Origin of the sequence: Flavobacterium sp. LHD-85, assembly GCF_030929595.1 — a bacterium.
Lineage (GTDB): Bacteria > Bacteroidota > Bacteroidia > Flavobacteriales > Flavobacteriaceae > Flavobacterium.
The window spans coordinates 256,648-282,795 of sequence record NZ_JAVFVR010000007.1 but is presented as its reverse complement, the minus strand read 5'-3'; the positions used below and the strand labels follow the sequence as shown (position 1 = coordinate 282,795).

The 26,148-nt window shown below is 34.4% G+C and carries 21 protein-coding genes; 8 read left to right on the top strand and 13 right to left on the bottom strand.

Annotated features, from left to right (window positions below):
* Positions 1–1,440, bottom strand: coding sequence for a glycoside hydrolase family 28 protein (locus RB618_RS14175; protein ID WP_308069325.1), 1,440 nt, complete (start codon positions 1,438–1,440; stop codon positions 1–3).
* 289 nt (positions 1,441–1,729) lie between these two features.
* Between RB618_RS14175 and RB618_RS14170 the strand changes: the two genes are divergently transcribed.
* Positions 1,730–2,758 (top strand): LacI family DNA-binding transcriptional regulator, encoded by a 1,029-nt coding sequence (locus tag RB618_RS14170; protein WP_202004548.1) that lies wholly within the window; start codon positions 1,730–1,732, stop codon positions 2,756–2,758.
* Positions 2,759–3,110: 352 nt separating this feature from the next.
* Here RB618_RS14170 and RB618_RS14165 read toward each other — a convergent pair whose 3' ends face one another.
* The 8 genes from RB618_RS14165 to RB618_RS14130 all read right to left on the bottom strand — a co-directional run bounded on the left by RB618_RS14165 (position 3,111) and on the right by RB618_RS14130 (position 13,057).
* Positions 3,111–4,733, bottom strand: a complete 1,623-nt coding sequence (locus RB618_RS14165) for a UxaA family hydrolase (protein ID WP_202004545.1) — start codon at positions 4,731–4,733, stop codon at positions 3,111–3,113.
* A gap of 237 nt (positions 4,734–4,970) precedes the next feature.
* Positions 4,971–6,416 carry a tagaturonate reductase gene (locus RB618_RS14160; protein WP_308069324.1) on the bottom strand — a complete coding sequence of 482 codons (1,446 nt, stop codon included), beginning with the start codon at positions 6,414–6,416 and terminating at the stop codon, positions 4,971–4,973.
* A gap of 220 nt (positions 6,417–6,636) precedes the next feature.
* On the bottom strand, positions 6,637–7,305 hold the full coding sequence (locus RB618_RS14155; protein WP_111425578.1) for a bifunctional 4-hydroxy-2-oxoglutarate aldolase/2-dehydro-3-deoxy-phosphogluconate aldolase: 669 nt from the start codon (positions 7,303–7,305) through the stop codon (positions 6,637–6,639).
* A gap of 12 nt (positions 7,306–7,317) precedes the next feature.
* Positions 7,318–8,337, bottom strand: a complete 1,020-nt coding sequence (locus RB618_RS14150; RefSeq protein ID WP_308069323.1) for a sugar kinase — start codon at positions 8,335–8,337, stop codon at positions 7,318–7,320.
* Positions 8,338–8,433: 96 nt separating this feature from the next.
* The gene (uxaC, locus tag RB618_RS14145; RefSeq protein ID WP_308069322.1) at positions 8,434–9,834 is read right to left on the bottom strand and encodes a glucuronate isomerase; all 1,401 of its coding nucleotides are present in this window, start codon (positions 9,832–9,834) and stop codon (positions 8,434–8,436) included.
* 24 nt (positions 9,835–9,858) lie between these two features.
* Entirely contained in the window at positions 9,859–10,650 is a 792-nt protein-coding gene (locus RB618_RS14140; protein WP_308069321.1) for a gluconate 5-dehydrogenase, read from the bottom strand.
* 1 nt (position 10,651) lies between these two features.
* A complete protein-coding gene (gene kduI, locus RB618_RS14135) occupies positions 10,652–11,491 on the bottom strand; it encodes a 5-dehydro-4-deoxy-D-glucuronate isomerase (RefSeq protein WP_308069320.1) in 840 nt (279 codons plus the stop codon).
* Between the two features lie 96 nt (positions 11,492–11,587).
* Positions 11,588–13,057, bottom strand: a complete 1,470-nt coding sequence (locus RB618_RS14130; protein ID WP_308069319.1) for an MFS transporter — start codon at positions 13,055–13,057, stop codon at positions 11,588–11,590.
* A gap of 406 nt (positions 13,058–13,463) precedes the next feature.
* Here RB618_RS14130 and RB618_RS14125 point away from each other — a divergent pair, with 406 nt between their 5' ends.
* Positions 13,464–14,402 (top strand): alpha/beta hydrolase, encoded by a 939-nt coding sequence (locus RB618_RS14125; protein ID WP_308069318.1) that lies wholly within the window; start codon positions 13,464–13,466, stop codon positions 14,400–14,402.
* An 81-nt stretch (positions 14,403–14,483) separates the two neighbouring features.
* Here RB618_RS14125 and RB618_RS14120 read toward each other — a convergent pair whose 3' ends face one another.
* From RB618_RS14120 to RB618_RS14110, 3 genes are all read right to left on the bottom strand, one after another.
* A complete protein-coding gene (locus RB618_RS14120; protein WP_308069317.1) occupies positions 14,484–15,890 on the bottom strand; it encodes a PepSY-associated TM helix domain-containing protein in 1,407 nt (468 codons plus the stop codon).
* Positions 15,891–15,964: 74 nt separating this feature from the next.
* A complete protein-coding gene (locus RB618_RS14115) occupies positions 15,965–17,197 on the bottom strand; it encodes a DUF4374 domain-containing protein (RefSeq protein ID WP_308069316.1) in 1,233 nt (410 codons plus the stop codon).
* Positions 17,198–17,222: 25 nt separating this feature from the next.
* Positions 17,223–19,613: a TonB-dependent receptor gene (locus RB618_RS14110; RefSeq protein WP_308069315.1), complete on the bottom strand. Its 2,391-nt coding sequence runs from the start codon at positions 19,611–19,613 to the stop codon at positions 17,223–17,225.
* A 107-nt stretch (positions 19,614–19,720) separates the two neighbouring features.
* On the opposite strand from RB618_RS14110, the gene RB618_RS14105 reads away from it, so the two are divergent.
* The 6 genes from RB618_RS14105 (at position 19,721) to RB618_RS14080 (ending at position 25,427) form a co-directional block, all read left to right on the top strand.
* Positions 19,721–20,725 (top strand): AraC family transcriptional regulator, encoded by a 1,005-nt coding sequence (locus RB618_RS14105; RefSeq protein WP_308069314.1) that lies wholly within the window; start codon positions 19,721–19,723, stop codon positions 20,723–20,725.
* A 599-nt stretch (positions 20,726–21,324) separates the two neighbouring features.
* A complete protein-coding gene (locus RB618_RS14100; RefSeq protein WP_308069313.1) occupies positions 21,325–21,639 on the top strand; it encodes a hypothetical protein in 315 nt (104 codons plus the stop codon).
* A gap of 25 nt (positions 21,640–21,664) precedes the next feature.
* On the top strand, positions 21,665–22,225 hold the full coding sequence (locus tag RB618_RS14095) for a 2'-5' RNA ligase family protein (RefSeq protein WP_308069312.1): 561 nt from the start codon (positions 21,665–21,667) through the stop codon (positions 22,223–22,225).
* Between the two features lie 227 nt (positions 22,226–22,452).
* Positions 22,453–23,376 carry a helix-turn-helix transcriptional regulator gene (locus tag RB618_RS14090; RefSeq protein ID WP_308069311.1) on the top strand — a complete coding sequence of 308 codons (924 nt, stop codon included), beginning with the start codon at positions 22,453–22,455 and terminating at the stop codon, positions 23,374–23,376.
* Between the two features lie 283 nt (positions 23,377–23,659).
* The gene (locus RB618_RS14085; RefSeq protein WP_308069310.1) at positions 23,660–24,382 is read left to right on the top strand and encodes an SDR family NAD(P)-dependent oxidoreductase; all 723 of its coding nucleotides are present in this window, start codon (positions 23,660–23,662) and stop codon (positions 24,380–24,382) included.
* Positions 24,383–24,662: 280 nt separating this feature from the next.
* Complete coding sequence (locus tag RB618_RS14080; RefSeq protein WP_308069309.1) at positions 24,663–25,427, top strand: SDR family oxidoreductase; 765 nt, start codon at positions 24,663–24,665, stop codon at positions 25,425–25,427.
* Between the two features lie 203 nt (positions 25,428–25,630).
* On the opposite strand, the gene RB618_RS14075 is transcribed toward RB618_RS14080, so the two are convergent.
* Entirely contained in the window at positions 25,631–26,104 is a 474-nt protein-coding gene (locus tag RB618_RS14075) for a hypothetical protein (RefSeq protein WP_308069308.1), read from the bottom strand.
* Positions 26,105–26,148 lie beyond the last annotated feature (44 nt).

Here is a 26,148-nt window from a genome sequence, read left to right as displayed (position 1 = left end):
TTAATTGTTAATAGATTCTACTTTTTTCTCATTGATATAGGTATTTATAAAATTTATGTTTTTTACGTTTTTTAATAAATAGATAGAATCAACCTTTTGGATTTTTACATTTTTCAACGTAATGTTCTCAACAGGAGATTCTGCATAGCCTTCTGCCCAAACGCTGTATTTTCCACCGTTTTTGACAGTTACATTCTCTAAACTTACATTTCTGATGGTTGGAATAAAATTTCCGGTCTGAGATCCGTAGACATTGTAAAACATGTTTAATTTCAGAACACATTCTTTTACTGTACCTACTTCAAGGTTTCTTACATAGATGTTTTCAATGATTCCGCCTCTTTTCGAATTGGTTTTGATGCGAATGGCGCGATCCAAATTTGGACTATCCATTACACAATTTTCAACAAATAAATTATTTACTCCAGCCGAAATTTCGCTTCCAATTACAACTCCTCCGTGGCCGTCAATCATTTTGCAGTTCTGCACAATAATGTTTTTACTTGGTATAGCTACTCTTCTTCCGTCTCCATCACGACCTGCTTTAATTGCAATACAATCATCTCCCGTATTGAAAGTACAGTTTCTAATTACGATATTTTGTGAATATTCAGGATCGCAGCCATCATTGTTCGGACCATGACTGTTTACCGTTACACCGTCAATAATCATGTTATTTGTTTTTATCGGATGTAAAATCCAAAATGGCGAATTGATAATTTTAATGTCTTTTACTAAAGCAGTATTACATTCAAAAAACTCAATAAAATTTGGTCTTAAGTAACGTCCTTCTCCAAAAACTCTTTCAGAAACTGGAATTCCTTTTTCGGCCATATCAACTAAAACTTCACGATTTGTCGGGTCATTCTGAGACGGAATGCCTTTCTTCCAGCCGTAATTTTTTCCTCCAGACCAAATCCACCAGTTTGTGCTGTCGGCTTGACCATTTAAAGTACCTTTTCCTGTAACCGCAATATTAGTTTTGTTTTTTGCATAAATAAGTGGAGAATAATTCATCACTTCGGTTCCTTCCCAAGAAGTATGAACAATCGGATAATCTATTGGATTTAAACTAAAAAGAATCTCAGCATTATCGTCCAAATGCAGATTGACATTGCTTTCTAAATGAATGGCTCCTGTCAAATATTTTCCGTTTGGAACTAAAACTTTCCCACCACCATTTGCAGCACACTCTTTTATTGCTTTTTGGAATGCTAAAGTGTTTAACGTTTTTCCGTCTGCAACAGCGCCAAAATCGTTTATATTATACACTTTGTCTAAAAAGTGCACTTGAGGCATGCTTTTTATAACCAAATCCATTCTTTGCCATGGATTCTCTGAAGAAATTGAAGAAGAATGTCGTGCGCATGACAGGATTAATAGCCCCAAAGCGGCTAAAAAAAGAATCTTTTTTATTGTGACTATCTTACTTGTAATCATTTGCACAGATTTTTCTTGTTTTACTATCAAAAACATCAGGTTTTATGTAATCGATTACACGAAAGTAGAAAAATAGTTCTGAGACACCAAATTAATTTAGAAAAAAATTATATATTTAATTTTTATTACAAATTTTAATTACATTTAATGCAAAAATTTAGATAATTTATTATCATTGTAAAACCTAAAACGTTTGAGTTTTAAATTATGGTAATCGATAACAATATTTATTGCGTAATGAAAAAAAATGTACTTTTGTTAAAAAATAATTCGATAAACTTTTTTTTGAATGAGTGAAAAAGTAACTATTTACGATATTGCTGAAAAATTAAACATCACAGCTGCAACCGTTTCCAGAGCGTTAAACAATAATCCTAAAATTAAGGAAGCTACGCGTGAGTTGGTTATCAAAACTGCTGCTGCGATGAACTACAAGCAAAATAAACTGGCGCTTGCTTTAAAGAGTGGCCGAAGTAATAATATCGGAGTTATTGTGCCGCGTATTGACAGCAATTTTTTCGCCTCGGTTATTCGAGGAATCGAAGAAGAGCTTTATCCTCACGGTTATCAGGTTATTATCTGTCAGACTCACGAAAGCATCAAGAGAGAAAATGAAAATCTTCACACGCTTGTAGATGCGCAAGTTGACGGAATCATGATGTCGGTTACCGGTATTTCAGACGAAAATGACAGCGCTTTCAGAAATGTATTGGAGAAAAATGTACCGCTGATATTTTTTGATAGAAGCAAACATATCGACGGAGTAAGTTCTGTAACCATTAATGACTTTAAAGGCGGTTATTTAGCCACAAAGCATTTAATTGACGAAGGTTGCAGAAACATTGCTCATTTCTCTGGAGACCAATCGTTAGATATTTTCAAAAACAGGTTTTTAGGATACAAACAAGCCTTATTAGACAACGGACTTCCTTTTAATGAAGAATATGTTATTTTTACCAAAAGTAGTGTAGATGCTGGTAAAGATGCTGTCGATAAACTTTTGCAATTACAGACTCCACCTGATGCTATTTTTTCTTCGAGTGATTTTGCCGCATTGGGAGCAATTCAAGAACTAAAAGAGCGAAATATCAGTATTCCAAGCGAGTTTTGTGTTGCTGGTTTCAGTAACGAACCATTTACAAAATTCATGGAATTATCAATTACCTCTGTAGACCAGTCGCCGCTTGAAATGGGAAGAATGTCAGCACGCGTTTTCTTAGAACAGGTAGACAAAACAGATACTATTAAAATTGAAAAGAAAGTTGTTCTTGCGCCAGAATTACATATTCGTAAATCTTCTACGAGAACAAATTTTTAATTCTTTTTCTACCATATAAGTTATATAAGCTCATTTTAGGATGGGCTTTTTTTTTGCAAGCTTCGGAGAAGCGAAATATTTATAGATAAAAATTATTCATCGAGAATAAAGCTCCAGAGGAGCGACATATATTTAGATTACAAAAATATGTCGCTCCTCTGGAGCTTTATGTTGTAATCAGTTAATCTTATCCTATAAATATTTCGCTTCTCCGAAGCTTTCTCTAAAAATAAGAGGCGCACTACTGTGCGTATCTACAAATAAACCTAACACAAAAAAAGACGCACTATATTGTGCGTCTTCTATATAAACCTTTGTCACTTTGCTCCTTAGAACCTTAGCGCCTAAAAAACTACAATGAAACCCCTCTTTTCCAAGGAATAAAATCGTTCTGATTTAAAATAGCTGCTTTTGTTTTAATGTTACCGCTGGCAACATCAATAATAAACTCAAGCATTTCGTCAGCCATTTCGTCAATTGATTTTTCGCCTGTAATAATTCCTCCAGTATCAATATCGATAATATCAGACATTTTGTTTGCTAACTGCGTGTTTGATGAAATCTTTACAACTGGTGCAATTGGATTTCCTGTTGGAGTTCCTAATCCTGTTGTAAACAATACCATATTAGCTCCAGAACCAACCATTGCGGTTGTACATTCTACGTCATTTCCTGGCGTACATAACAACGTAAAGCCTGGTTCGTTAATATATTCTCCGTAATCGTAAACACCAGTAATTGGTGATGTTCCACCTTTTTTAGCAGCTCCAGCCGATTTCATAGCATCTGTAATCAAACCGTCTTTAATGTTACCTGGAGAAGGATTCATATCAAATCCTGAACCTGCATCAACAACTGTTTTTTCGTACCATTTCATTAAGTCTAAGAAACGTTTTCCATCCTTATCATCTATACAACGATTTACTAATTCCTGTTCTACTCCACATAATTCAGGGAATTCAGAAAGAATTGTAGTTCCACCCAAAGCAACTAAATGATCGGATAAAACTCCCAATGTTGGGTTTGCAGAAATTCCAGAGAATCCGTCAGATCCACCGCACTCTAAACCAATTCTTAGTTTAGACAATGGAGCTGGCTCTCTCTTAATTTCGTTTGCTTTTTTAATTGCTTCAAAAGTATCTTTTACCACACTGCTCAACATCGTTTCAATTGTTCCGATAGACTGCTGATCGTAGATTAAAACAGGTTTTTTACTGTTTGGATTAATCGCATCTAAAGCTTCTTTGAAAATTGAAATCTGAAGATTCTGACATCCTAAACTCAATACTGTTGCTCCAGCCACGTTTGGATTGTTTACATATCCAGCCAAAAGCTTCGCTAAACTGTGAGAATCCTGACGAATTCCGCCACATCCACCTTGGTGCGTGATGAATTTTACTTCGATGTTATTGAATAAATTAGCGTCGTTTGAAGCTTCTTGATTTCCTGCTCCACCTGTTTCTGATTTCACCAAAGAACGCAACAATAACTGATAATCGTTCTCTTTTGGTTTCATCAATTCTTTTTCAAAAATATCTTTTAAGATTTCGATGTTTCTGTTTTCACAAAAAACCAATGGAAAAAATAACCATACATTTTCTGTTCCAACCTGTCCGTCTTCTCTATGATAGCCCTGCCACGTTCTGTCTTTCCATTTATCAACATTTGGAGCGTTCCAGCCAATAGTTTCTGTTTTACCAGTAACTTTATCACTTTCGTGTTTTACGTTTGCTGTAGAAAGCAAACCGCCTTTTTCTATTCTAGCGCTTGCTTTTCCAACCAAAACACCATACATAATGATTCTGTCCCCTACATTAAAAGGAACCATTGCAATCTTATGTTTCATTTTTACATCAGACTCTACGGTAATTGATTGTCCTTCAAAATCAATCACTTCGCCTGCAGTAAGATCCACCAAAGCAACCGCAACATTATCGGTTGGGTGTACTTTTATTAATTTTTTCTGCGTTGCCATAATTAACCTTTGTTCTTTGTTCTTTTTGTTTTTCTCTTATTTTCAACCCGTTGAGCAAAATTAAATTTTACCCATGAGCTTAGATTTAAATCTGTGCAAATCTGCTTTGATCTGTGTAAATCTGCGTGAAAATCAATGTGTGAAAATTTCACGCAGATTTTAAAAGATTTTAGCAGATCAAATTAGATTTTCATTTATTGAATCAAACTATTTCTTAGTCCAATCCCAAAAATGGATTTATTTTATTCTTTCTTGAAACTTAGCAAAACCAGCTTCAATTCCGTTTGAATCTATTTCTTCTAAAGCGATTGTAATTGCTTTTGTCAATCCTGGAATTTCAGTTAAATCCTGATCCCAGAAACCTTTGTTTTGCAATGTTAAACGAGCAATTTTCTCATAATCATCAGACTTCCAAAGTCCGTTAAAGAATGTTGTAATATCTTCACCATCTTTAACCGGTAAACTTTGACCATTCCAAGTTCCTTTATAGAAACGAATTAAACTCGCTAATGAAAAAGTCAAATTAACAGGCAATTCTTTGTTAGCATTATAATACCCTAATAAACTAGGCAAAACTCTTACTTTGAATTTCGATACAGAATTTAATGCAATATCAGCAAGTGCATGTTTGATAAATGGATTTTTAAATCGGTCCATTACTTCCTCAGAATAGGCTGTAATTTCATTTTTGTCCATATCAAGAGTTTCACTAATTTCACTAATAACGCTATTTACAAATTTTCCAGTAAAATCTCCGTTAACAGTTTCCATTACTAATTTATTACCATGCAAAAGTGAAAAAGGAACCATTGCCGTATGTGCACCGTTTAAAATACGAACTTTAATCATTTTAAAAGGACGTATATCATCAACGATTTTTACATTCAAATTTGTTTTGTGGAAAGGCAATTTTGCTTTTAGATCATCTCCACCTTCAATAGCCCAAAGGAAAAAAGGTTCAGCCGCAACAATTAAATTGTCCTCATAATCTAATTTACTATTGTATTCTTCGATTTCAGCTCTTGGATAGCCAGGAACAATTCTGTCAACCAAAGTGCTATGATAGGTACAAGCATCTGATACCCAAGTCTTAAATGCATCCTCTAATTTCCATAAATCAACATATTGTAAAATATATTTTTTAAGCGTCTCAGAGTTATAATCAATTAATTCACAAGGAATTATTGTAACTCCTTTTGAAGCATCTCCATTAAAATGTTTAAATCTTTCATACAATAAAACCGTCAATTTTGCAGGAAATGACACTGGCGGCTTCATGTCTGGAGTATCACTTTCAATAAATTCAATTCCAGCTTCTGTAGTATTAGAAACAATAAACTGAAGTTCTTCTTCTTTGGCTAAAGCCAAATAATTTGCAAATTCAGTATATGGGTTTATAGTTTTTACAATATTATTAATTAAGACAATATCTTGTATCTTTTCACCTTTTTTGATTCCGTTCATAAACAAGGTATAAAGACCGTCCTGATCATTAATCATATTTACCATACCGTCTTTCAAAGGCTGAACTACTGCAATACCGGCATTAAAATCAACTTCTTTATTTAGTTTATCAAAAGCATAATCAACAAAGGCTCTTAAAAAGTTACCTTCTCCAAACTGAACTACCTTAATTGGCTGTAACTTTTCTAATCCTGTATTTATTCTATTTAATTTTTTCATTTTAAACTTTCTTTAATACGTTATAAATAACCATTTATAAACCTTATTTCTTTATTTCTGCCTTTAAAATTGCAAATGAAACATTACACCCGATTGAGTAAAATAAAGCCGGCTGTGAGGAATGGCTAGCTAAATTTTTCAAGCGTAATGTTCAATTACAATCTCTAAAAATCTAAAAAAAACTTATAAAATAAGGAGTTAGGCATGATTACCCCTTAATCTATTTTCTAATATCTTTTATAATGTCAAGAACCTGTTTCACTTTTGCGGTAAGTCCGTCGAAGTCTTTATTGTCCAATATGTCTTTTGAAATTAATTGTGAGCCCAAACCAACGCAGGTTGCTCCTGCATTTAACCATGAACTCAAACTTTCTTTTGTTGGATAAACACCACCTGTAGGCATAATGTTTGTCCACGGACATGGGCCTTTTATCGCTTTAATAAATTCCGGTCCGTAAGTATCAGCTGGAAATAGTTTTACGATTTCACAACCTAATTCTTCTGCTCTAGCAATTTCTGTCAAAGTACCGCAGCCTGGTGACCAAAGCACTTTTCTACGATTACAAGCTATAGCTATATCTTCTCTAAAAACTGGAGTTACAATAAAATTTGCTCCTAAACTCATGTACAAAGAAGCCGAAGCTGCATCTGTAATAGAGCCAACTCCTAGAATCATTCCTGGCAGTTCCGCCAAAGCATATTTGTTTAAAGCACCGAAAACTTCGTGAGCAAAATCACCACGGCTAGTAAATTCCATTAATCGGGATCCACCATCATAACATGCTTTTAAAACTTTTTTACTCAGCTCAATATCCGAATGAAAAAACAACGGAACCATACCGTTCTCTTTCATCGTCTGAGCTACTTCTATTCTTGAATATTTTGCCATTTTTATTTAAAATTATCTTGACACTAATGCAGAACCATCACCATCAATCATATTCTCAACTTCTTTTAAAGTAACCAAGTTATAATCTCCTGCAATTGTATGTTTTAGACAACAAGCTGCAACTGCAAAATCTAAAGCTCTCTGGTTATTATTATACTCCAATAAACCGTAGATTAATCCGCCCATAAAGGCATCTCCACTTCCAACACGGTCTACAACTGGCGTAACTTCTTTTACGGCTGCACTATAAATCGCTTTTCCGTCGTATAAAATCCCACCAATTCTTTGATGTGAAGCACTAACAGAATAACGAAGCGTCGTTGCTGCGATTTTCAAGCTCGGAATCAATTCAAACAATTTATCATATACTGCTGGAAGCGATTTTTCATCCTGGTAGTTCGGATTTACTTTCGGGATTCCCAACATGAAATACGCTGTATCAATATCTCCTAAAATTACATTGCTGTATTTCAGCATTTCTGGCATAACCTCGCTTGGAGCTTTTCCGTACTGCCAAAGTTTTGATCTATAGTTTAAGTCGCATGAAATTTTAATTCCTTTTTTATGAGCAACTTTAATTGCTTCTAAACAAGCTTCAGCTGCACTTTCTGAAATTGCTGGCGTAATACCGCTCCAATGAAACCATTCTGCGCCTTCCAAAACTTTCTCCCAATCTACCTGTCCTTTTTGAATAGTTGACATGGCGCTGTGAGCACGATCGTAAACCACATTGCTTCCGCGCGTTCCCGCTCCAGTTTCTAAGAAATAGATCCCTAAACGCTCTCCTCCGTAAACAATGTTTTTAGATTCGACATTCATCTTTCTGATTTCTTTTAATGCAGAAAAGCCAATTTCATTTTCAGGCAGTCTGGTAACAAATTCAGCATTTACACCATAATTAGCCAAAGAAACGCATACGTTAAATTCGCCACCACCATACGTAGCACCAAATGCTGTAGATTGCGAAAAACGCAAATGTCTCTCCGTCGAAAGACGAAGCATGATTTCTCCAAATGCAACTACTCTACTCATTATTTATATTTTTTTGCCACAGATTACAATGATTAAAAAGGATTTCATTTAGCGAGCCTTGCGTAAATCTTTGCGAACCTTGCGGTTAGACTTTATTTAAAATTTGAAATATTCTTTAGCGTTGTTGTATGAAATATCAGCAACTAATTTTCCAATCCATTCCATATCGTTTGGAAGTTCACCACGTTTAATTTCATCTCCCAAAAGATTACATAGAATACGTCTGAAATATTCGTGTCTTGGGAACGATAAGAAGCTTCTAGAATCTGTCAGCATTCCAACAAAACAGCTGATTAAGCCCATATTTGAAAGCGCATTCAATTGTTTTGTCATTCCATCTTTCTGATCTAAGAACCACCATCCAGAACCAAATTGTACTTTTCCGCGAACGCTTCCGTCATTGAAGTTTCCAATCATTGTCGCCATAACTTCGTTATCAGCAGGATTTAGGTTGTAGATAATCGTTTTAGTCAATTTATCTTTGCTGTCTAATGCATTTAAGAAAGCAGATAATTTTTGCGCTTGCGGATAATCTCCAATAGAATCCCATCCTGTATCTGGACCTAAGATTCTGTGCATACGAGCATTGTTGTTACGCAATGCACCTAAGTGAAACTGCTGTACCCATCCAAACTCATGATACGTTTCTGATAAGAAAACTAAAATGGCACTATGGAATTTTAAAACCTCTTCTGGAGACAATTCGCCATTTTCTCTTTTCTTCTTGAAAATTGCATTTACTTCACTTTCTGTAAAGTTTTCAAAATCAATTTGATTCAATCCATGATCACTTAATTTACATCCGTTTGCATTAAAGAATTCGATTCTTTTTCTTAAAGCAGACTGTAAATCAGCATACGTGTTAATTGCAATACCGGACACATCCCCTAATGTGTCCAGATATGCATTATATCCATCATTAGCAATTAAGATGGCTTTATCAGGTCTGAAAGCCGTACTCATTTTGATTCCAGTCGAATTATTTGCGAATTTTTGGTGAAATTCTAAAGAATCGATTGGATCTTCTGTAGTACAAACCAATTCAGCGTTTACTTTTTTAAGAAGATTTTGTGTGCTGTAAGCCTGAGAATTTATTTTCTCAGAAGTTTCGATATAAATTTTCTCAGCCGATTTTTCATTCAACAAATCATAAATATCAAAATAACGAGCCAATTCTAAATGTGTCCAGTGATACAAAGGATTACGCATAGTGTACGGAACAGTTTTTCCCCAGTTTAAAAATTTATCTTTATCTGAACCATTTCCTGTTACAAACTGTTCGTTAATCCCTAATGTACGCATTGCACGCCATTTATAATGATCACCATTAATCCAGACTTGTGTAATATTATCAAAGATTTTATCTTCTGCAATAAACTGTGGATTTAAGTGATTGTGATAATCAATAATGGGCTGATTTTTAGAGTAATTGTGATACAACTCTTCAGCGTATTTATTTTCTAATAAAAAATTATCATGTATGAATTTCTGGCTCATGTCTTTTTAATTATAATTTGAAAATTATTCTTCGTTTGAAGGTTTTCCGATTGTTGCTAAGATTCCTCCATCAACATATAAAATGTGACCGTTTACAAAATCACTCGCTTTTGATGATAAAAATATTGCTGCTCCAGCCAAATCGCTAGGATCTCCCCATTTTGCAGCTGGTGTTCTGCTGATGATAAAATCGTTAAACGGATGTCCGTCTACTCTAATTGGTTTTGTCTGTTCTGTAGCAAAATATCCAGGACCGATTCCGTTAATCTGAACATTGTATTTTGCCCATTCTGTTGCCATGTTTTTCGTCAGCATTTTTAAACCTCCTTTTGCAGCAGCGTAAGCAGAAACTGTATTTCTTCCTAACTCGCTCATCATAGAGCAAATGTTGATGATTTTTCCTTGTCTTCTTTCAATCATTCCTTTTGCAACATGCTTAGAAACGATAAACGGACTTACAAGATCGATATCAATTACTTCTCTGAAATCTGACACTTCCATATCAAGCAACGGAATTCTTTTGATAATTCCAGCGTTATTAATCAAGATATCGATTGGTCCAACTTCACTTTCAATTTTTGCAACAGCAGCTTTCACCTCTTGCTCTTCGGTTACATTAAATTTATAACCAACTGCATTGATGCCTTCACTTTTTAATTCGGCTACAGCATTATCAATTTTTTCCTGAGAAGAATTTCCGTTCACCACAATTGTAGCACCCGCCTGACCAAGTCCTTTTGCCATTGCCATTCCAAGTCCGTGCGTGCTTCCTGTGATAAGCGCAACTTTTCCTTCTATATCAAATAAATTTGTCATCTTATCTTAAATCAGTGATTTTACAAACATCCATATCTCCGTAATCTAAGTTCTCTCCTGCCATTCCCCAAATAAAAGTATAGTTGCTAGTTCCAGAACCTGAATGGATAGACCAAGGCGGAGAAATTACTGCCTGATGATTGTTCATCCAAATATGTCTTGTTTCTTGCGGTTGTCCCATGAAGTGACAAACTGCCTGATCTTGTGGAATATCCAAATAGAAATACACTTCCATTCTACGATCGTGAACGTGAGCTGGCATCGTATTCCAAACACTTCCCGGTTTCAATTCCGTCATTCCCATTTGCAATTGGCAAGTTGTTACCACGCTTCCAATAATCATTTGGTTTACGGTACGGTGATTTGCCGTTTCCATCGTTCCCAATTGTAATTTATTAGCTTCAGCTAAACTTACTTTTTTAGTTGGGTAAGTCGTATGCGCTGGAGCAGAGTTTAAATAGAACTTAGCAGGATTGTTTTTGTCATCACTTTTAAAAACCACTTCTTTATTTCCAGCTCCGATATACAAAGCATCTTTAAAACCTAACTCATAAGCAGTTCCTTCAACAACTACAGAACCGCTTCCTCCAACATTGATGATTCCTAACTCTCTACGCTCTAAGAAATAAGGCGCTTTTAAAGGATCAATTGTTTCTAAAGGTAAATCTCCTTTTACAGGAACTGCAGAACCTGCAATGTATCTGTCGTAATGAGAATAAACCAATACAACTTCATCTTCCTGCATTAAATCATCAATTAAGAATTCTTCTCTCAATTGCTGCGTGTCATACTTTTTTACAGCTTCTGGGCTTGACGCGTATCTTGAACTATATTTTGTCATAATTTAAATAATGTAATCGATTGCACAAAATTAATTTTTTAAATGGAATAACCATAATTGAAATGAAAAAAATATTTCAATTATGTGTATTTTTCTTTATAAATCAGTTATTGGACTATATTTAGGAACCAATGATTTCATTACAATCCAACCAGTTAAGTAGCAAACAGCACAAATCGAGAAAATGATAAAATAACCAGCCTCAATTCCTTTGAATCCCATAAAAACCATATTGGTATCTTTTGCATAATCAAACAATACTCCAGATCCTTTATTGATAAGAGTTGAACCAACTCCACCAGCTAAACCTCCAATTCCTGTAATGGTTGCAATTGCTTTTTTAGGAAACATATCTCCAACTGTTGTAAAGATATTTGCCGACCAAGATTGGTGCGCTGCACCTGCAATTCCGATGATAATTACAGGAACCCAGTAACTGATGTATCCTAATGGCTGTGCGATCAAAGCTAATAATGGGAAAAATGCAAAAATTAGCATCGCTCTCATTCTTCCTTCGTACGGATTCATTCCTTTTTTCTCTACGAAATAAGTTGGCAGCCATCCTCCAATAATTGACAATAATGTAATCATATACAGCACAAACAATGGCAATGCCGCTTCTGTAGAATCCATTCCGTAAACTGAACTTAAATATGCTGGCGTCCAGAATAAAAAGAACCACCAAACACCATCTGTCATGAATTTACCAAATGCAAAAGCCCAAGTCTGTTTGTACTTAAAGCAATCTGCTAAAGACACTTTTGTGCTTGTTTCTGGAACAAAACCAACTAATTTGCTATCTGCAATATCGTCTTGCTGAATATAAGCCAATTCTTCTGGTGTAACTTTTGAATGTCTTTCCGGTTTATCATACATAAACATCCAGAATCCCATCCAAACAAATCCCAAGGCTCCAATAATAATAAATGACATTTCCCAACCGAAGAATTTTGCTATGAAAGGAATTGTAACCGGAGCCGCCAACGCTCCTACTGTAGCACCTGCATTGAAAATACTCGTTGCAAAAGCTCTGTCTTTTTTAGGAAAATATTCTGCAGTTGTTTTAATTGCCGCAGGGAAGTTTCCTGCTTCTCCAACTGCTAAAACGAAACGTGCAAAAATAAATAAAGCAACACTTACATTGATCACCAATGCTGTATCGCTTATTGTACTGATTATTTCTTTTGAACCATGAAAGCCCACAAACCATTCTCCTGCAATAATTCCTGAAGTTGCAATACCGCAGAATGCATGAAGACAAGCTCCTACAGACCATATTCCGATTGCCCAAAGGAATCCTTTTTTGGTATCCAACCAATCTACAAATCTGCCTGCAAATAATAGCGAAACTGCGTAAAATATAGAAAATAAAGCCGTTATGTTTCCATAATCATTATTTGTCCAGTGAAATTCTGGCGCGATAAAATCACTCCAAGTTAAGGAAAGCACTTGTCTATCCAGGTAATTGATTGTAGTTGCAAAAAACAGCAATGCGCAAATACTCCAACGGTATTTTCCTGTGGTTTTGACACTCTGATTTACTGCAACGGTTTCGGTTTGATTCATAGTAAGTGGGTATTATAGTTTTTGTAATTTTTGGTAATCTTAAAAGACTATGTTTACTGCTTTCTAAAAATAGTATAATCAATAAATTAACACCTTAAAAGAAAAATAATGTAATCGATTGCACAAATATAGTTTTTAATCCGTACAATCCAAATAATATTGTGTAAAAAAATATTTTAGCCTGTTAAATAAACATATTACTTAAAAAAAAGAATTCAAAATTACACATTAAACAATATATTTGTTAAAAGCCAATGTGTGAAATTCATCCTTTTTTGGGGTAAAATAGTCCTGAAATTTACAACTAAAAAAGTATTTTTTGTCAATTTTGACTAATTTAGGCCATCGGTTGCATTTTTTAAGTAAAAAACGTATACTATTACAAACCAAATAATTATAAATTAAATTGAAAACTACAAGAACACCATTTTCAAGAGGAATCACATTGAGTTTGCTTCTTTTTTCAGGCCTATTTTCTATGAATGCACAAAATCAAGTTATTCCGTTATGGCATAAAATTCCAGATGAAGTAAAAGCAGCCGATTATAAAGAAAAACCAGAGTTAAAAGATGGAAAGATGCAAAGTACAAGTCAGGTTTCTGTACCCACTTTGAGCATTTTTATTCCCAAAGAAGCAAAACCAAATCAAACAGCTGTTGTAATTTGTCCGGGCGGCGGTTACACCCATTTAGCTTTTGATAAAGAAGGAACAAAAGTCGCTGAATGGTTTAATAGTTTAGGGATTACAGCATTTGTTTTAAAATACAGAATGCCAACGGATTTGACCATGAAAAATAAAAGTGTAGGACCCTTGCAAGATGCTCAAGAAGCCATTCGTTACGTGAGACAAAATGCTTCGAAGTGGAATATTGATCCTAGTAAAGTTGGAATTTTAGGCTTTTCTGCTGGTGGTCATTTAGCTTCTACTGCTTCAACACATTATGACGACAAAGTCTACGAATCGGCATATAAAGTGAGTGCCCGTCCAGATTTTTCGTTGCTAATTTATCCAGTAATTTCAATGGAAAACGAAATTACGCATAAAGGTTCGCAAACCAATTTGCTTGGAAACAATCCTTCAAAGGAGTTAATTGATTCTTTTTCAAACGAGAAGAAAGTGACTTCAAAAACACCTCCTACATTTTTAATTCATGCAACAGATGATACTGTGGTTATTCCAGAAAACAGCATTAATTACTATTTGGCATTAAAGAAAAAAGGAGTTTCGGCAGAAATGCATATATATGAAAAAGGTGGTCACGGATTTGGATTAGGCGTTGCTGACACCAGCAAATTTTGGACTCGAGATTGTGCTGAATGGCTAAAATCAAACGGTTATAATTAAAAAAAGAAAGGCAAAACTTTTGCAAGTTTTGCCTTTTATCAAAAAAAAAAAAAAGGAATTATAAAAACCAATTTTATATGTTTAAGCAGTAACTTCTTGTTCTGCTGGGTTTTTCAATTTAGGAACGGGAATTGCTTTAGTTGTCACTTTTGGTTTTGCAGCGGGTTTCTTTTTGCCAAATTTCTGTTTCCCCCACCAGATAATGAATCCTGTAATGGGCAAACTAGCCGAAATTAAACTGGCCAAAAAAGCTATGATTTTCCCTGTAAGTCCAAGAACACTTCCTACGTGAATATCGTAATTCATACGTCTGATTTTGTCTGGAATATTAGCTTCTACATATTTACCTGAAAAAGGTGTTTTAATCGAGATTTCCTTCAAACTCTGCTGATCAAAACTATATCGGTCCATATTATAAAAAGTATGTTTTTGCTTGTAAACAAAAGCACCAATCGGATCCGCAGGTTTTCCTGGAATACTAATCATGATTCCGGCTGCCTGAGGATTTTCTTTTCTTAAATTCAATAAAACTTTATCGGCTGTTGTAATATTAAATTCTCTAACATGAGTTGTATCAGATTTTGGAGATTCGCGGTTTTCAGTCAGCGGTTTTCCTCCAGAAGTTACCCAATACAAAGATTTGCTCCACCATCCAAAACTCCATACTAAGCCCGTTACGGCAATAAAAAACAGGAAAATACAGCTGTAAAAACCAAATACATTATGCATGTCATAATTGACACGTTTAAAACTAGCGTCCCATTTTATTTTAAAACTTTTATCAATAATAGATTTAATCCATTTTGTTGGCCACCATAAAACGATGCCTGAAATAAGTAAAACCACGAAAATTAAAACGGCAACTCCCACAATTGGCCTTCCAATATCATAAGGAAGCCACAAGGCACGGTGTCCGTTTAAAATCCATCTGAAAAAATCTGGCGATTCTCCTCTTGAGAACGTTTTTACATTTAATACTTCACCAGTATACGGATTCATATAAACGCTTATAAAAGTTCCTTGTCTTCTTCCGCCTTTACCCTTCTTTTCCTTTCCTTTACCTTTTTCACTTGGTTTTCCTTGAGGTTTCAGTTCAGATTTTGCCTTTTCATTATTTTGGGCTAGATCTTTTTTTCTTTCTCCTCTTCCTCCTTCTTCTTTCTTCTCCACAAAATAACCGACAATTGCCGCTTCATCTTTTGCGCCAAAAGTCACACTGGTTGCTTTTTTGTCTTTCATTCTTTTATCTGCAATCGAAACCAATTGAGACGGCAGTAAAAAAGCTTTTTCCTGAGGTTTTACAAAACGCCAGTCTTCAATAAAATCTTTTATTTCATTCTCAAAAACATAAATACAGCCCGTAAGACTGACAATGACCACAATGATTCCAGATGCCAAACCAAGCCACAAATGGAGCCAGGCCATGATACGCTTAAAAAGCGACTTTTTATTTTTTTTCTTATTATTTGGTTTTGAAGAAGAAAACATAATTTGGATAGATAAATAGGATAAATAAAAAAACCGTAAGTCCTCACAAAAAAGGACTTACGGCAAAAAAAATATTAGTATTTTAATTTTTGGATTGCAGTAATTTGTCCGCCTTCCACTTTCATACCTTTTGTTGCAGCGGCAGTTGTACCGTTGATAGAGTAAATCCAGTTTCCTTCAGGAGTATTGATCCCTACAATTGCAGAACTTCCGTCTTCTGAAGTAATATTGTAACGGCTAGTTACAGAAGTTAATGTTGCAGGAGCATTTGTTACCCAAGTAAATGTTTGGTTGTAAACATCGGCAATAGCCATTTTTACTGCACCGTTGTTTTTACCCACATTTCCGTACATTAACAATAAGAATTTACCTTTTGAAATATAAGTTGTAGAAGAAATTTTATATCCTCCTGATTTTTCTTGAACATTAAAGAAATAAGATTTGTCAAACTCTGTAGTTCCTTTTTTAATTTTTACAATCGCAGAAGGTTTTGTAGAAGTCATTACGGCATTGCTAGTAGCAATAGCACCAGAGAAACCATAAGCATCTCCATTTTCGTCTTGGAATAATCCGTTTGTGAAATAAGCTCCCAAATAACTTGTACGGTTATCTTTGATTACCTTTTCTAATTTCAATTCTGGATAATTATAAACCGCAACCCAAGTACTATCTGGATTTGCAGTACCAAAATTATCTACTCCATCTCCTTTAATACTCATGTAAGGCATATAAACTTTATCTCCAACCTGCGTCGCCCAAGTATAGAAAGCTCTTTCTCCGTTTCCTGCTAACTTCTTAGTATCTTGCTGAGCTTCACCAACAATAAGCGATTTTTCTGCGTCAATTTTATACATAGAAGCAATAGAAGCGCCACTTCTAGGAACTTTAACCGTCAAGATATCTTTGTTTACCGCAGCAAATACGTGTACTGTTTCAGCTTGGAAATCTGATTTCTTAACCAATTTTCCTTCGGCGTTTAAATTATAAGTTGTTACAGCTCCAGGATTTCCTTGTCCGTAAAGCAAACTAAAGAAGTTGTTTTGTGCTGTAATATAGTAACGGTATGTTCCATCTTGCTCCAATCCGTTTCCTGTAGTCGTAATAACTCCCGTAGAAACATCGTCTGCAGTTAATAAATAATCTGCAATTCCCGCTGCACCAGTTGTTGCAGTAATAATATATTTCGTTTTTCCTGTATCAGTTCCTCCGCCAGTTTCTCCTCCTGATTTATCTGAATCACTGCTGCAAGAAAAAGCTGTAAAAGCTATAACAGCTGATAATAACGCTAATGTTGTACTTTTTTTCATTGTATTATGGTGTTTGTATTAAAATTTAATTATTTGATTTGCTGAAATAATATCTAAACTTGATATAGAAAGCTCTGCTTGGTTTTTGCAATGAAAAATTGTCGTAAAGCTTATTGTCTAAAAAGTTTTTACATTCAAATGCGATATTGTATTTTCCATTTGCCATTGTATAAACAGCATTTAAATCATGGCTAAACTGCTGTGGAATCTCTAATTTGCTGTCCTTGCTTCCCATACTTGGCCATGACAAATAATAGGTATGAACATACAGCAGGTTATAGCCTACAGACAGATTGTTTCCTTTTTTCCAAACATTATTAAAAAACATTGTAGCATCTGCGTTTCCAAAAAGATATGGCATGTTTGGAATTCTGTCATTATAAAAAGGAGATACATAATTTTGATTTGGCTCGTACATTGTTTTGTTTCTAATGTTCTGGTACGTTGCGTTGAAACCAGCCGTAAAACGATTGCTGTACGAATATCTAATCTCACCATCAATACCATAATTCGTCACTTTTCCTTGATTGACATTGGTAGTCATGGTTTGATTATTATTTAATGTTGGACGAATAAAATCGACTGCATTTCTATGCAAAAGATTTACATCAAATGACAAAGCATTTTTTTCGCGGAAGCTAGTTTGATAGCTCGCTCCTAAATTGTAGTTGTTACTAGATTCTGGTTTTAAAGAAAGATTTCCTTCTAAATTGTCATTGACATTACCAAAAATTTCCTCTGGAGTTGGAAGCCTGTATGTCTTTTCATAAGAAGCTTTAATCTGTAAATTATGCTTCAGATAATAACTTGTAGCGGCACCATATCCTGTTGATGAAGTATGATCTACATATTTTTGGTAAGCAATATCTCCAGTAGCTCCCGACGGATTATAGCTTCTTGAATAAGTAGTTTTTAATGAATAATCTTTTAAGAATACAGATGTGCTCCATTTATCATTATAATCTAATTTATACCCTAATCCTAAAACATTCTTTTGCGTTTTTTTAGGCTGTTTATACACCAGCGATTCAGGAACCAATTCGTCACTCTCTTTACGATCGAACGTATTAAACGTATTGTTGACCATAAAAGAGTGTCTATCATTAAGTGTATAAGTCGCATTGGCTGTTGCTATACCATTATTGTTATAGAACTTACGAAGCGTACGGCTTCTTTCTCCTCCTGCTCCTTCATATTGTTTGTAATCGCCAAACCAATTGTATCTTCTAAAAACGGTATCAATATTCTGTTCGTAACCAAAATTGTAATTACCCGTAACATTCACATTCAGCCCTTTGGTGAATAAATCTTTAACCTGATATTTTAAAGTTGGCATTACAATGCTTCCTTTTCTATAAATCTGTCCGAACACGCTAACCATTCTGGCTCCGGTTTGTATATCGGCTTTATTTTCTCCGCCAGTAAAACCGATCATTAATTTATCTGCATATTTTTTTCCGGTTATACCCACATTCAAAATCACCGTTTCATTACGGTATTTATCATGAAAACGTCTAACTCTCTGATTTGGAAAATAAGCCCCTGTATTTAAATCGGCTACATCTACATTTACCCAATAATTGTTATCCGAATAGTTTTGAAAAGCATTAATTTCGGTTGTAAAACCACTCTTTGCCGTATAACCCGCATTGATACTTGAACGATGTGTGTTAAAAGATCCGAACGAATAAGAAGCATCTACATACGTTCTAGGTTTACTATTGGTCACAATATTTATTGCTCCGCCAAGAGCATCTCCACCAAGCCAAATTGGCACAACACCTTTGTAAACTTCTACACGATCGGCAAGATTGATCGGAATATTATTCATTTGAAAAGAAGAACCAAAATTATCCATTGGCACTCCGTCAATAAAAACCTTAATTTGATTTCCTGAAAATCCGTTGATCGAAAGTTCTGATCTTGAACCTACTCCACCCGCTTCACGGTTACGCACACCAGAAACGCGGTCGAGTGCATGAGATAAATCTAGAGTTGAATTATGCAGTTTCTTGGCATCAATTGCAGTAACGCTGTAAGCTTGTTTGTTTACTTTATCGGTTTGCGATCTTCCGAGTACAGTTACACTTTCTAATTCCTGCAACTCGCTTTCCATTTTAACTGAAACTTCTAAATTGCCCGAAACTTCAATTTGTTTTTTCTGAACTGCAAATCCCAATGCAGAGATTTTTAATGTATGTTTTCCGGATGGAACATTTTTCAAAATATAATTTCCGTTTTCGTCTGAAATAACACTTAAACCTGTTTTTTCAACAACGACAGTCGCAAACGGAATTGTTTCTCCAGAATTTTCAACAACTTTTCCAGACACTGTGAAACCTTGATTTTGCTGGGAAAATGATAAGAACGTAGTTAGAAAAAATAAACTGGCAAATAAAAATTTTTGAGTTGACATATCTTTAATTAGACTAATTATAAATAACTTTGCTGCAAAAGTACCATCAACGTCTTCAAAAAAGATAGGGAAAAACGGATTATTATTTTGTAAAAACGGATTATATTTTGAAAATCAACGCCACCCTTTTAACGTCAGAAACGCCTATAATTAAAATTGAAATTGGAGATAAATATTATCCAAAAAGTATTTTAACCGAAGAAAATGTCAACATTCAAAATGGCGATTCCGAAAAAATTGCAAGCCGTCATCTCATCACCGAAGGATTAGTTCTTCTTGATACTCAGATGTATTATTCCTCTCCAAGAACAGTTAGTTTTGAAATCGATGAAGAATCGGTTGTGATGAATTTTATTTACAGCAGCAATGTAGAAACGCATATTGACCAATTGGAAAGTGAGAAATATTCGAGAAAAAACACACATAATATTTTTTATACGAACAATTTTAAAGCGACCTTCAACATTCCGCCTTTCACAGAAATCAACTATTTGTCGATTATTCTTTCTAAAGAGTTTTATTATAACATCATCAACGAAGACTGGCAGTTGCACGAAAAATTTTCAAAAAAAATTCTTGAAAAACAATCCAGTTATTTAACATCAAAATATCTTCCTTTTACACCTGCAATTCAGTGGGTAACATCAGAAATAAAAAATTGTACGCGAGAAGGCGTTTTAAAAAGAATTTATATAGAAAGTAAAATCAAAGAACTCCTTATTCATCAGCTCGAAACATTAATTATCAAACCTTTAGAAGCAGAAAATATAAACGAAGAAGATTACAGCAAACTTTTAGAAGCCAAAAAAATTTTAGAAAACGATTATAGAAACACACCTACTCTACCTGAACTTTCACGACTTATTTCGTTAAACGAATTCAAACTAAAAAAAGGCTTTAAAGCTTGTTTTGGAACTACGGTCAAAAGTTATATCATAAAACTGAGAATGGAACACGCCAAAGAGTTATTTCAAAGCAAAACAGCTATAGTAAGCGAAGTGGCTTATAAATGCGGTTACAAAGACGTTTCGCATTTCTCAGCAGCATTCAAAAGCTATTACGGATTCTCTCCTCAAAAATTTAAAATCAATACCGATATCATTCAGTTTTGACTGATTGGCATTTCATTATTGTGGTAAAAAAAGGGTTTTAAAATTACGTCCGTCGACTTAATCTTAAAACCCTAAAAAAATTAGACATTAATGTATATTGCAAACTTATATACAAGTACCCACGATCAAATGAATATGTCAAAATTCAATGTAAAAACGTTTCTCCAAAAACAGTTTTCTGCAGAAATTTTAATGATACCCAAAAAGGTAAAGGCTATCATCTTTTCAAATTTCTATAGGCCAAAATTAGAATTCACAATATAGATAACCTTACGGTTTTCCTCATTGTGTGAAAAAATTAACATTCTTAACTTTAACTTAAAACCTTAAGTAATTGTACCGCAAAATATTGCCAAAATCCCCTTTAACGTAAATTTGTGAAAGGAAATACTAGATTCTTCTTCAGATATATTCAAAAAAGACTCGAAAAAACTCATTTCTTGTCCTAGATTAAGCCGTTTTTCTTAAAACCCTCCCTACATTTGTGAATGATTTTAATTAGAGAATGAGATAATCTAGACAATTAGATAATTAAATGAGGAACCAATAAACTTAGTTTCTTAGAATCTTAGAACCTCATAACCTTAGAAGCTTAAAAAATGAAACAGTTGCAATTTTTATTACTCGGAAAAAATGAAGCTATTTTAGCTATTTTACTTCGTCTTGTTAATGTAGATGAAAACTGGCATGGAGTTGCTTTTAATAACGAAAAAGAAGCCCAAGAATATTTTCAAAACAATAAAATAGACATTGTGCTTTTAAGTTCTGCAATTGAAGATCATGTTGAAAAAGAATTTACTTCTTTCTGTTTAAAAACTCACCCAGACGTTGAAGTTATTGAACATTTTGGAGGAGGAAGCGGTTTACTTAAATCTGAAATTCTGCATCGATTACATTTGAAAGGAAAGCTTTAAATTTGCATAATTTATAGCCTCAAAAATGGAAAAAACCTATTCAATTGTATTTTATTCTAAAGCGCTTGTTGAGCCCGTTAAAAAATTGAAAGACTTTTTAAAAAGCAAAATCAATTGGTACAACAGCTGCAATTCCGAAGCACATATTACGATTTGTGAATTTACAATTGAGGAATCGGAGCTGGATTCAATTAAAAAAAAGCTTTCTAAAATAGCTGATACTTTCACGCCTTTCGAAGTGTCTTTAAATCACTTTGATTCTTTTCCGAATGCTGGCGCTTTTTTCATCGGAGTAAATCAAGATTCTAAAAATAATCTTGTTCCAATTATGAAAAAGATTAATGAAACTTTAAAGTCCTTAAAACTGAAAAAAAGCGATAATCCACACTTGTCGATTGGGCGAAGATTAACACCAGAAAATCTTAAAATAGCTTCCGAGCTTTTTACCACAATCAATCTTGAATTTGAATGCAATGAAATTGTTTTAAGGGAATTTGATCCCAAAGTAAAACAGTTTTTTGTAATGGATGCTTTCCCTTTTGGAAGTAATCCAGAGCCAGAGTTTGTACAAGGAAGTTTGTTTTAATTTTTTTTTAGCCACAAAGACGCTAAGGCACAAAGTTTTTTTGTTTTTGCGAAATTGTTTGACAATAGGTAATCTTTTTGGTTATAGCCCGTGGTTTCAACCACGGGAACTGTGAATTTGATTTGCATTGCGTTATAATTTGAGGGATCTTAAAAAAAACTTTGCGCCTTAGCGTCTTCGTGGCAAAAAACATTTTTTCGTATATTTGAATTTCGCAATTCACAGATATGAAATCCTTAGATTCATTTTACCACGACATTACCGAAGGTTCAACTGTTGATCCCACTTCCTTATTGCCAAACGACATTCAGAAAGAAATCGGCCATTTTAATGTTTTTGATATAAAAGAACTTCTAGAACGCATGAAAGGAAAACCTGGAATGCCTTACGACAGAAGAGCTTATTACAAAATAAGTTTGATTCGAGGTCACAACAAAGCAGAATACGCCGATAAAGTAATCGAAATCGAAAAACAGGGATTGTTATTTGCAACTCCAAAAATTCCGTACAATTATTTACCGCAAGACACTAACCAAGGCGGGCAATTTTGTGTATTTACCAGCGAGTTTTTATCTAAAAGTAAAAGCGGAATCGACTTGGATGAACTTCCCATTTTCGCTTCAGATGGTTATCCCATTTTTCAGCTTTCTGACGAAGAAGTAGAAGAAGTTTCTTTGATTTTCAACAAAATACAAAAAGAAATTAATTCTGATTATATTTATAAGTATGATTTAATTCGAAATTATGTCGCTGAATTAATTCACTTCGGACAAAAATTGCAGCCTATTACAGCATTGTATTCGAAACACAATTCGGCAGCAAGAGTTTCGTCTTTATTTGCAGAATTATTAGAAAGACAATTCCCAATAGAATCACCAAATCAAAGATTAGAGCTGAGAACGGCAAAAGATTTTGCAGAAAGATTATCTGTTCATGTAAATCATTTAAATAAAGTTTTAAAGGAAAACACGGGAAAAACGACAACAGAATTAATCAGTAACCGACTAACAAACGAAGCCAAAATACTTTTAAAACAAACCGATTGGAATATTTCTGAAATAGCCTATTCGCTTGGTTTTGAAGAATTAGCGCATTTTTCTAATTTCTTTAAAAAACACACTTCTTACACGCCGATTGCTTTTAGGAGTTAGATTGTTTTGTTTCAAGTTTCAAGTTTCAAGTTTTTTAAACTTGAAAATACGTTTGTCCTCCTGAGCGGAGTCGAAGGATCTCATGCTAAATCCATACAGTACGTCCTACTGTGCGTGTCCTTCGACTCCGCTCAGGAGGACATAAAATGAGAATTGGACTTTGGGATTTTATTATTTGAATTTTACAACTGATTTGAATTTCGCAAACATTGATTTGATATTTACAACTCCCCAACTCTACTTCGCTCCTACCTTTGTCTCATCAAACTAAAAGAACGAAAAGATGGATTTATCAAACAACAAAATTTTAATAACTGGCGGTGCAAGCGGTATCGGACTTGGACTCGCGGAACGATTTATTCAAGAAAACAATACCGTGATTATTTGCGGTAGAAGAGCTTCTCTTTTAGAGGAAGTAAAAATTAAGTTTCCAAATATTATTACTAAAGTATGCGATTTATCTGTAGAAGAAGAACGCATTGCACTTTATGAATGGATTGCAGCAAATCATCCTAACTTAAATGTTTTAGTCAATAATGCAGGAATTCAAAACTGGAAATCAATAACAGATGCTGATTTTTACGAAAGCATGAAAGCTGAAATCAATACCAATATTGAAGCGCCTTTGCATTTAACTTCATTATTTATTCAGTTGCCTTCTCTTAAAACAGTAATGAATGTAACTTCTGGATTAGCATTTTCTCCATTTGCAAAAGTTCCCGTTTACTCGGCTACAAAAGCGTTTTTTAGATCGTTTACACTTTCGCTTCGTCATTTATTAAAAGAAAAAAATATTGAAGTGGTAGAAATTATTCCGCCGGCATTAAACACCGATTTAGGCGGAATTGGTCTTCACGATGCACACCCAAGCGTAAGCAGTTTTATCGAATCGATTTTCGAACAATTGAAAGAAGGCCGACAAGAACTGACTTTCGGCACGAGCGAAACGAGATTAAACGCAAGTGCAGAAGAGCTGAGAAATCATTTTAATCTGATGCATTCTTAAATTTTAAACATACAGAAACATAGATTTTTGGAGTGAATTAAAGGCGTTTCACTTTTAATAAAACACATCGCTATGTGTTAGAAACTAGTTTCTTTTTGTAGTCTTTTAAAAGAAAACTAAAATCTATGTTTCTATGTGTTTAAAAGATAAATTCAACATTTGTCTTCCTGAGCGTAGTCGAAGGACACTCTCACTACGAAGGTCTTCGACTCCGCTCAGACTGACAACAAAAAACATCAAATAATTCACAATTAACCATTCATAATTCACAATTAAAAAAATGGCAGTAAATACAAAAATAGCTCTAGTTACAGGCGGTAGCAGAGGTTTAGGAAAAAATATGGCAATTGCAATTGCAAAAAAAGGATTGGACGTAATCATTACGTACAACAGCAAAAAAGAAGAAGCTGATGCTGTAGTTTCAGAAATTGAAAGTTTGGGTCAAAGAGCAGCTTCATTACAATTAAACGTAGCTGATTCGTCAACTTTCGATTCTTTCTTTGAAAACGTAAAAACAGTTCTTAAAGACACTTTTAAAACAGACAAATTTGATTTTTTAGTAAACAACGCCGGAATCGGAATTCACAATTCATTCATTGGAACAACTGAAGCAGAATTTGACCAATTGACTAATATTCAATTCAAAGGTCCGTTTTTCTTAACTCAAAAAGGACTTAACGTAATGAATGACGGTGGCGGAATTGTAAATATTTCAACAGGTTTAGCAAGATTCTCTTTCCCAGGTTATGCGGCTTATGCTTCTATGAAAGGTGCAATGGAAACCCTAACTAAATATCAAGCAAAAGAATTGGGTGCTAGAAAAATTAGAGCGAATATTGTTGCTCCAGGTGCAATCGAAACTGATTTCGGTGGCGGAGTAGTTCGCGATAATGAACAAATGAATCAGCAAATTGCTTCTGTGACTGCTTTAGGAAGAGTTGGTCTACCAGATGATATTGGCGGTGTTGTAGCCTTTTTATGTACCGAAGATGCGCGCTGGGTAAATGCACAACGAATCGAAGTTTCTGGAGGAATGATGTTATAAAAATTTCAAAATTGAAATTCCAAATTCCCAAAAAAGCAATTGTTAAACCTGACAGGTTTTAAAAACCTGTCAGGTTTGAATGTAGAACCTGAAACTTGAAACCTGAAACCTGAAACAAAAAAACTATAAAAAACAAAACCCAATAAGTAACCAAAAACTTATCGGGTTTGTCATTTCAAATAATATTTGAATTAGTAAACGTTTTAATTTTTTTCAACAGAGACATTAAAACCTCCCTCTGCATCAAAAACAATATCGTAAAATTTAGAATCTTTTTCTATACCAACTTCGTACGTTGTTTTTTTCTTATCGTCTACCACCATTGCAATTTCTTGAATAACTTTTGCCTTGTAATTCTTTTTCAGATAAGACTGTGCTTTTATCGGAAGCTGTTTAAACGGAATCTGCAACTCATAAGCTTTCATGTTTCCCAGATTATCATAAATCGCTACTGCTTTGGTTCTATCATCTACATTGTATCGCGCTTCAAAACGAATCTCGTCTGCATCATCTCCCACATACTCTTCAGACCAAACTGGCACTTTTCCTGGATATTCTCTCTCAAAAGCAAATCGAACCTTTTCGGGAGGCGTGATGACTTTTTTCATATTCGTTCCTTCCTGTGCAATTAAAAAACTACTGCATAAAAAAGTAAAAGACAAAAACACGTTTTTCATAGTTTCATTTTTTAAAATTAAACTTTAGTAACGTATTAAAATTA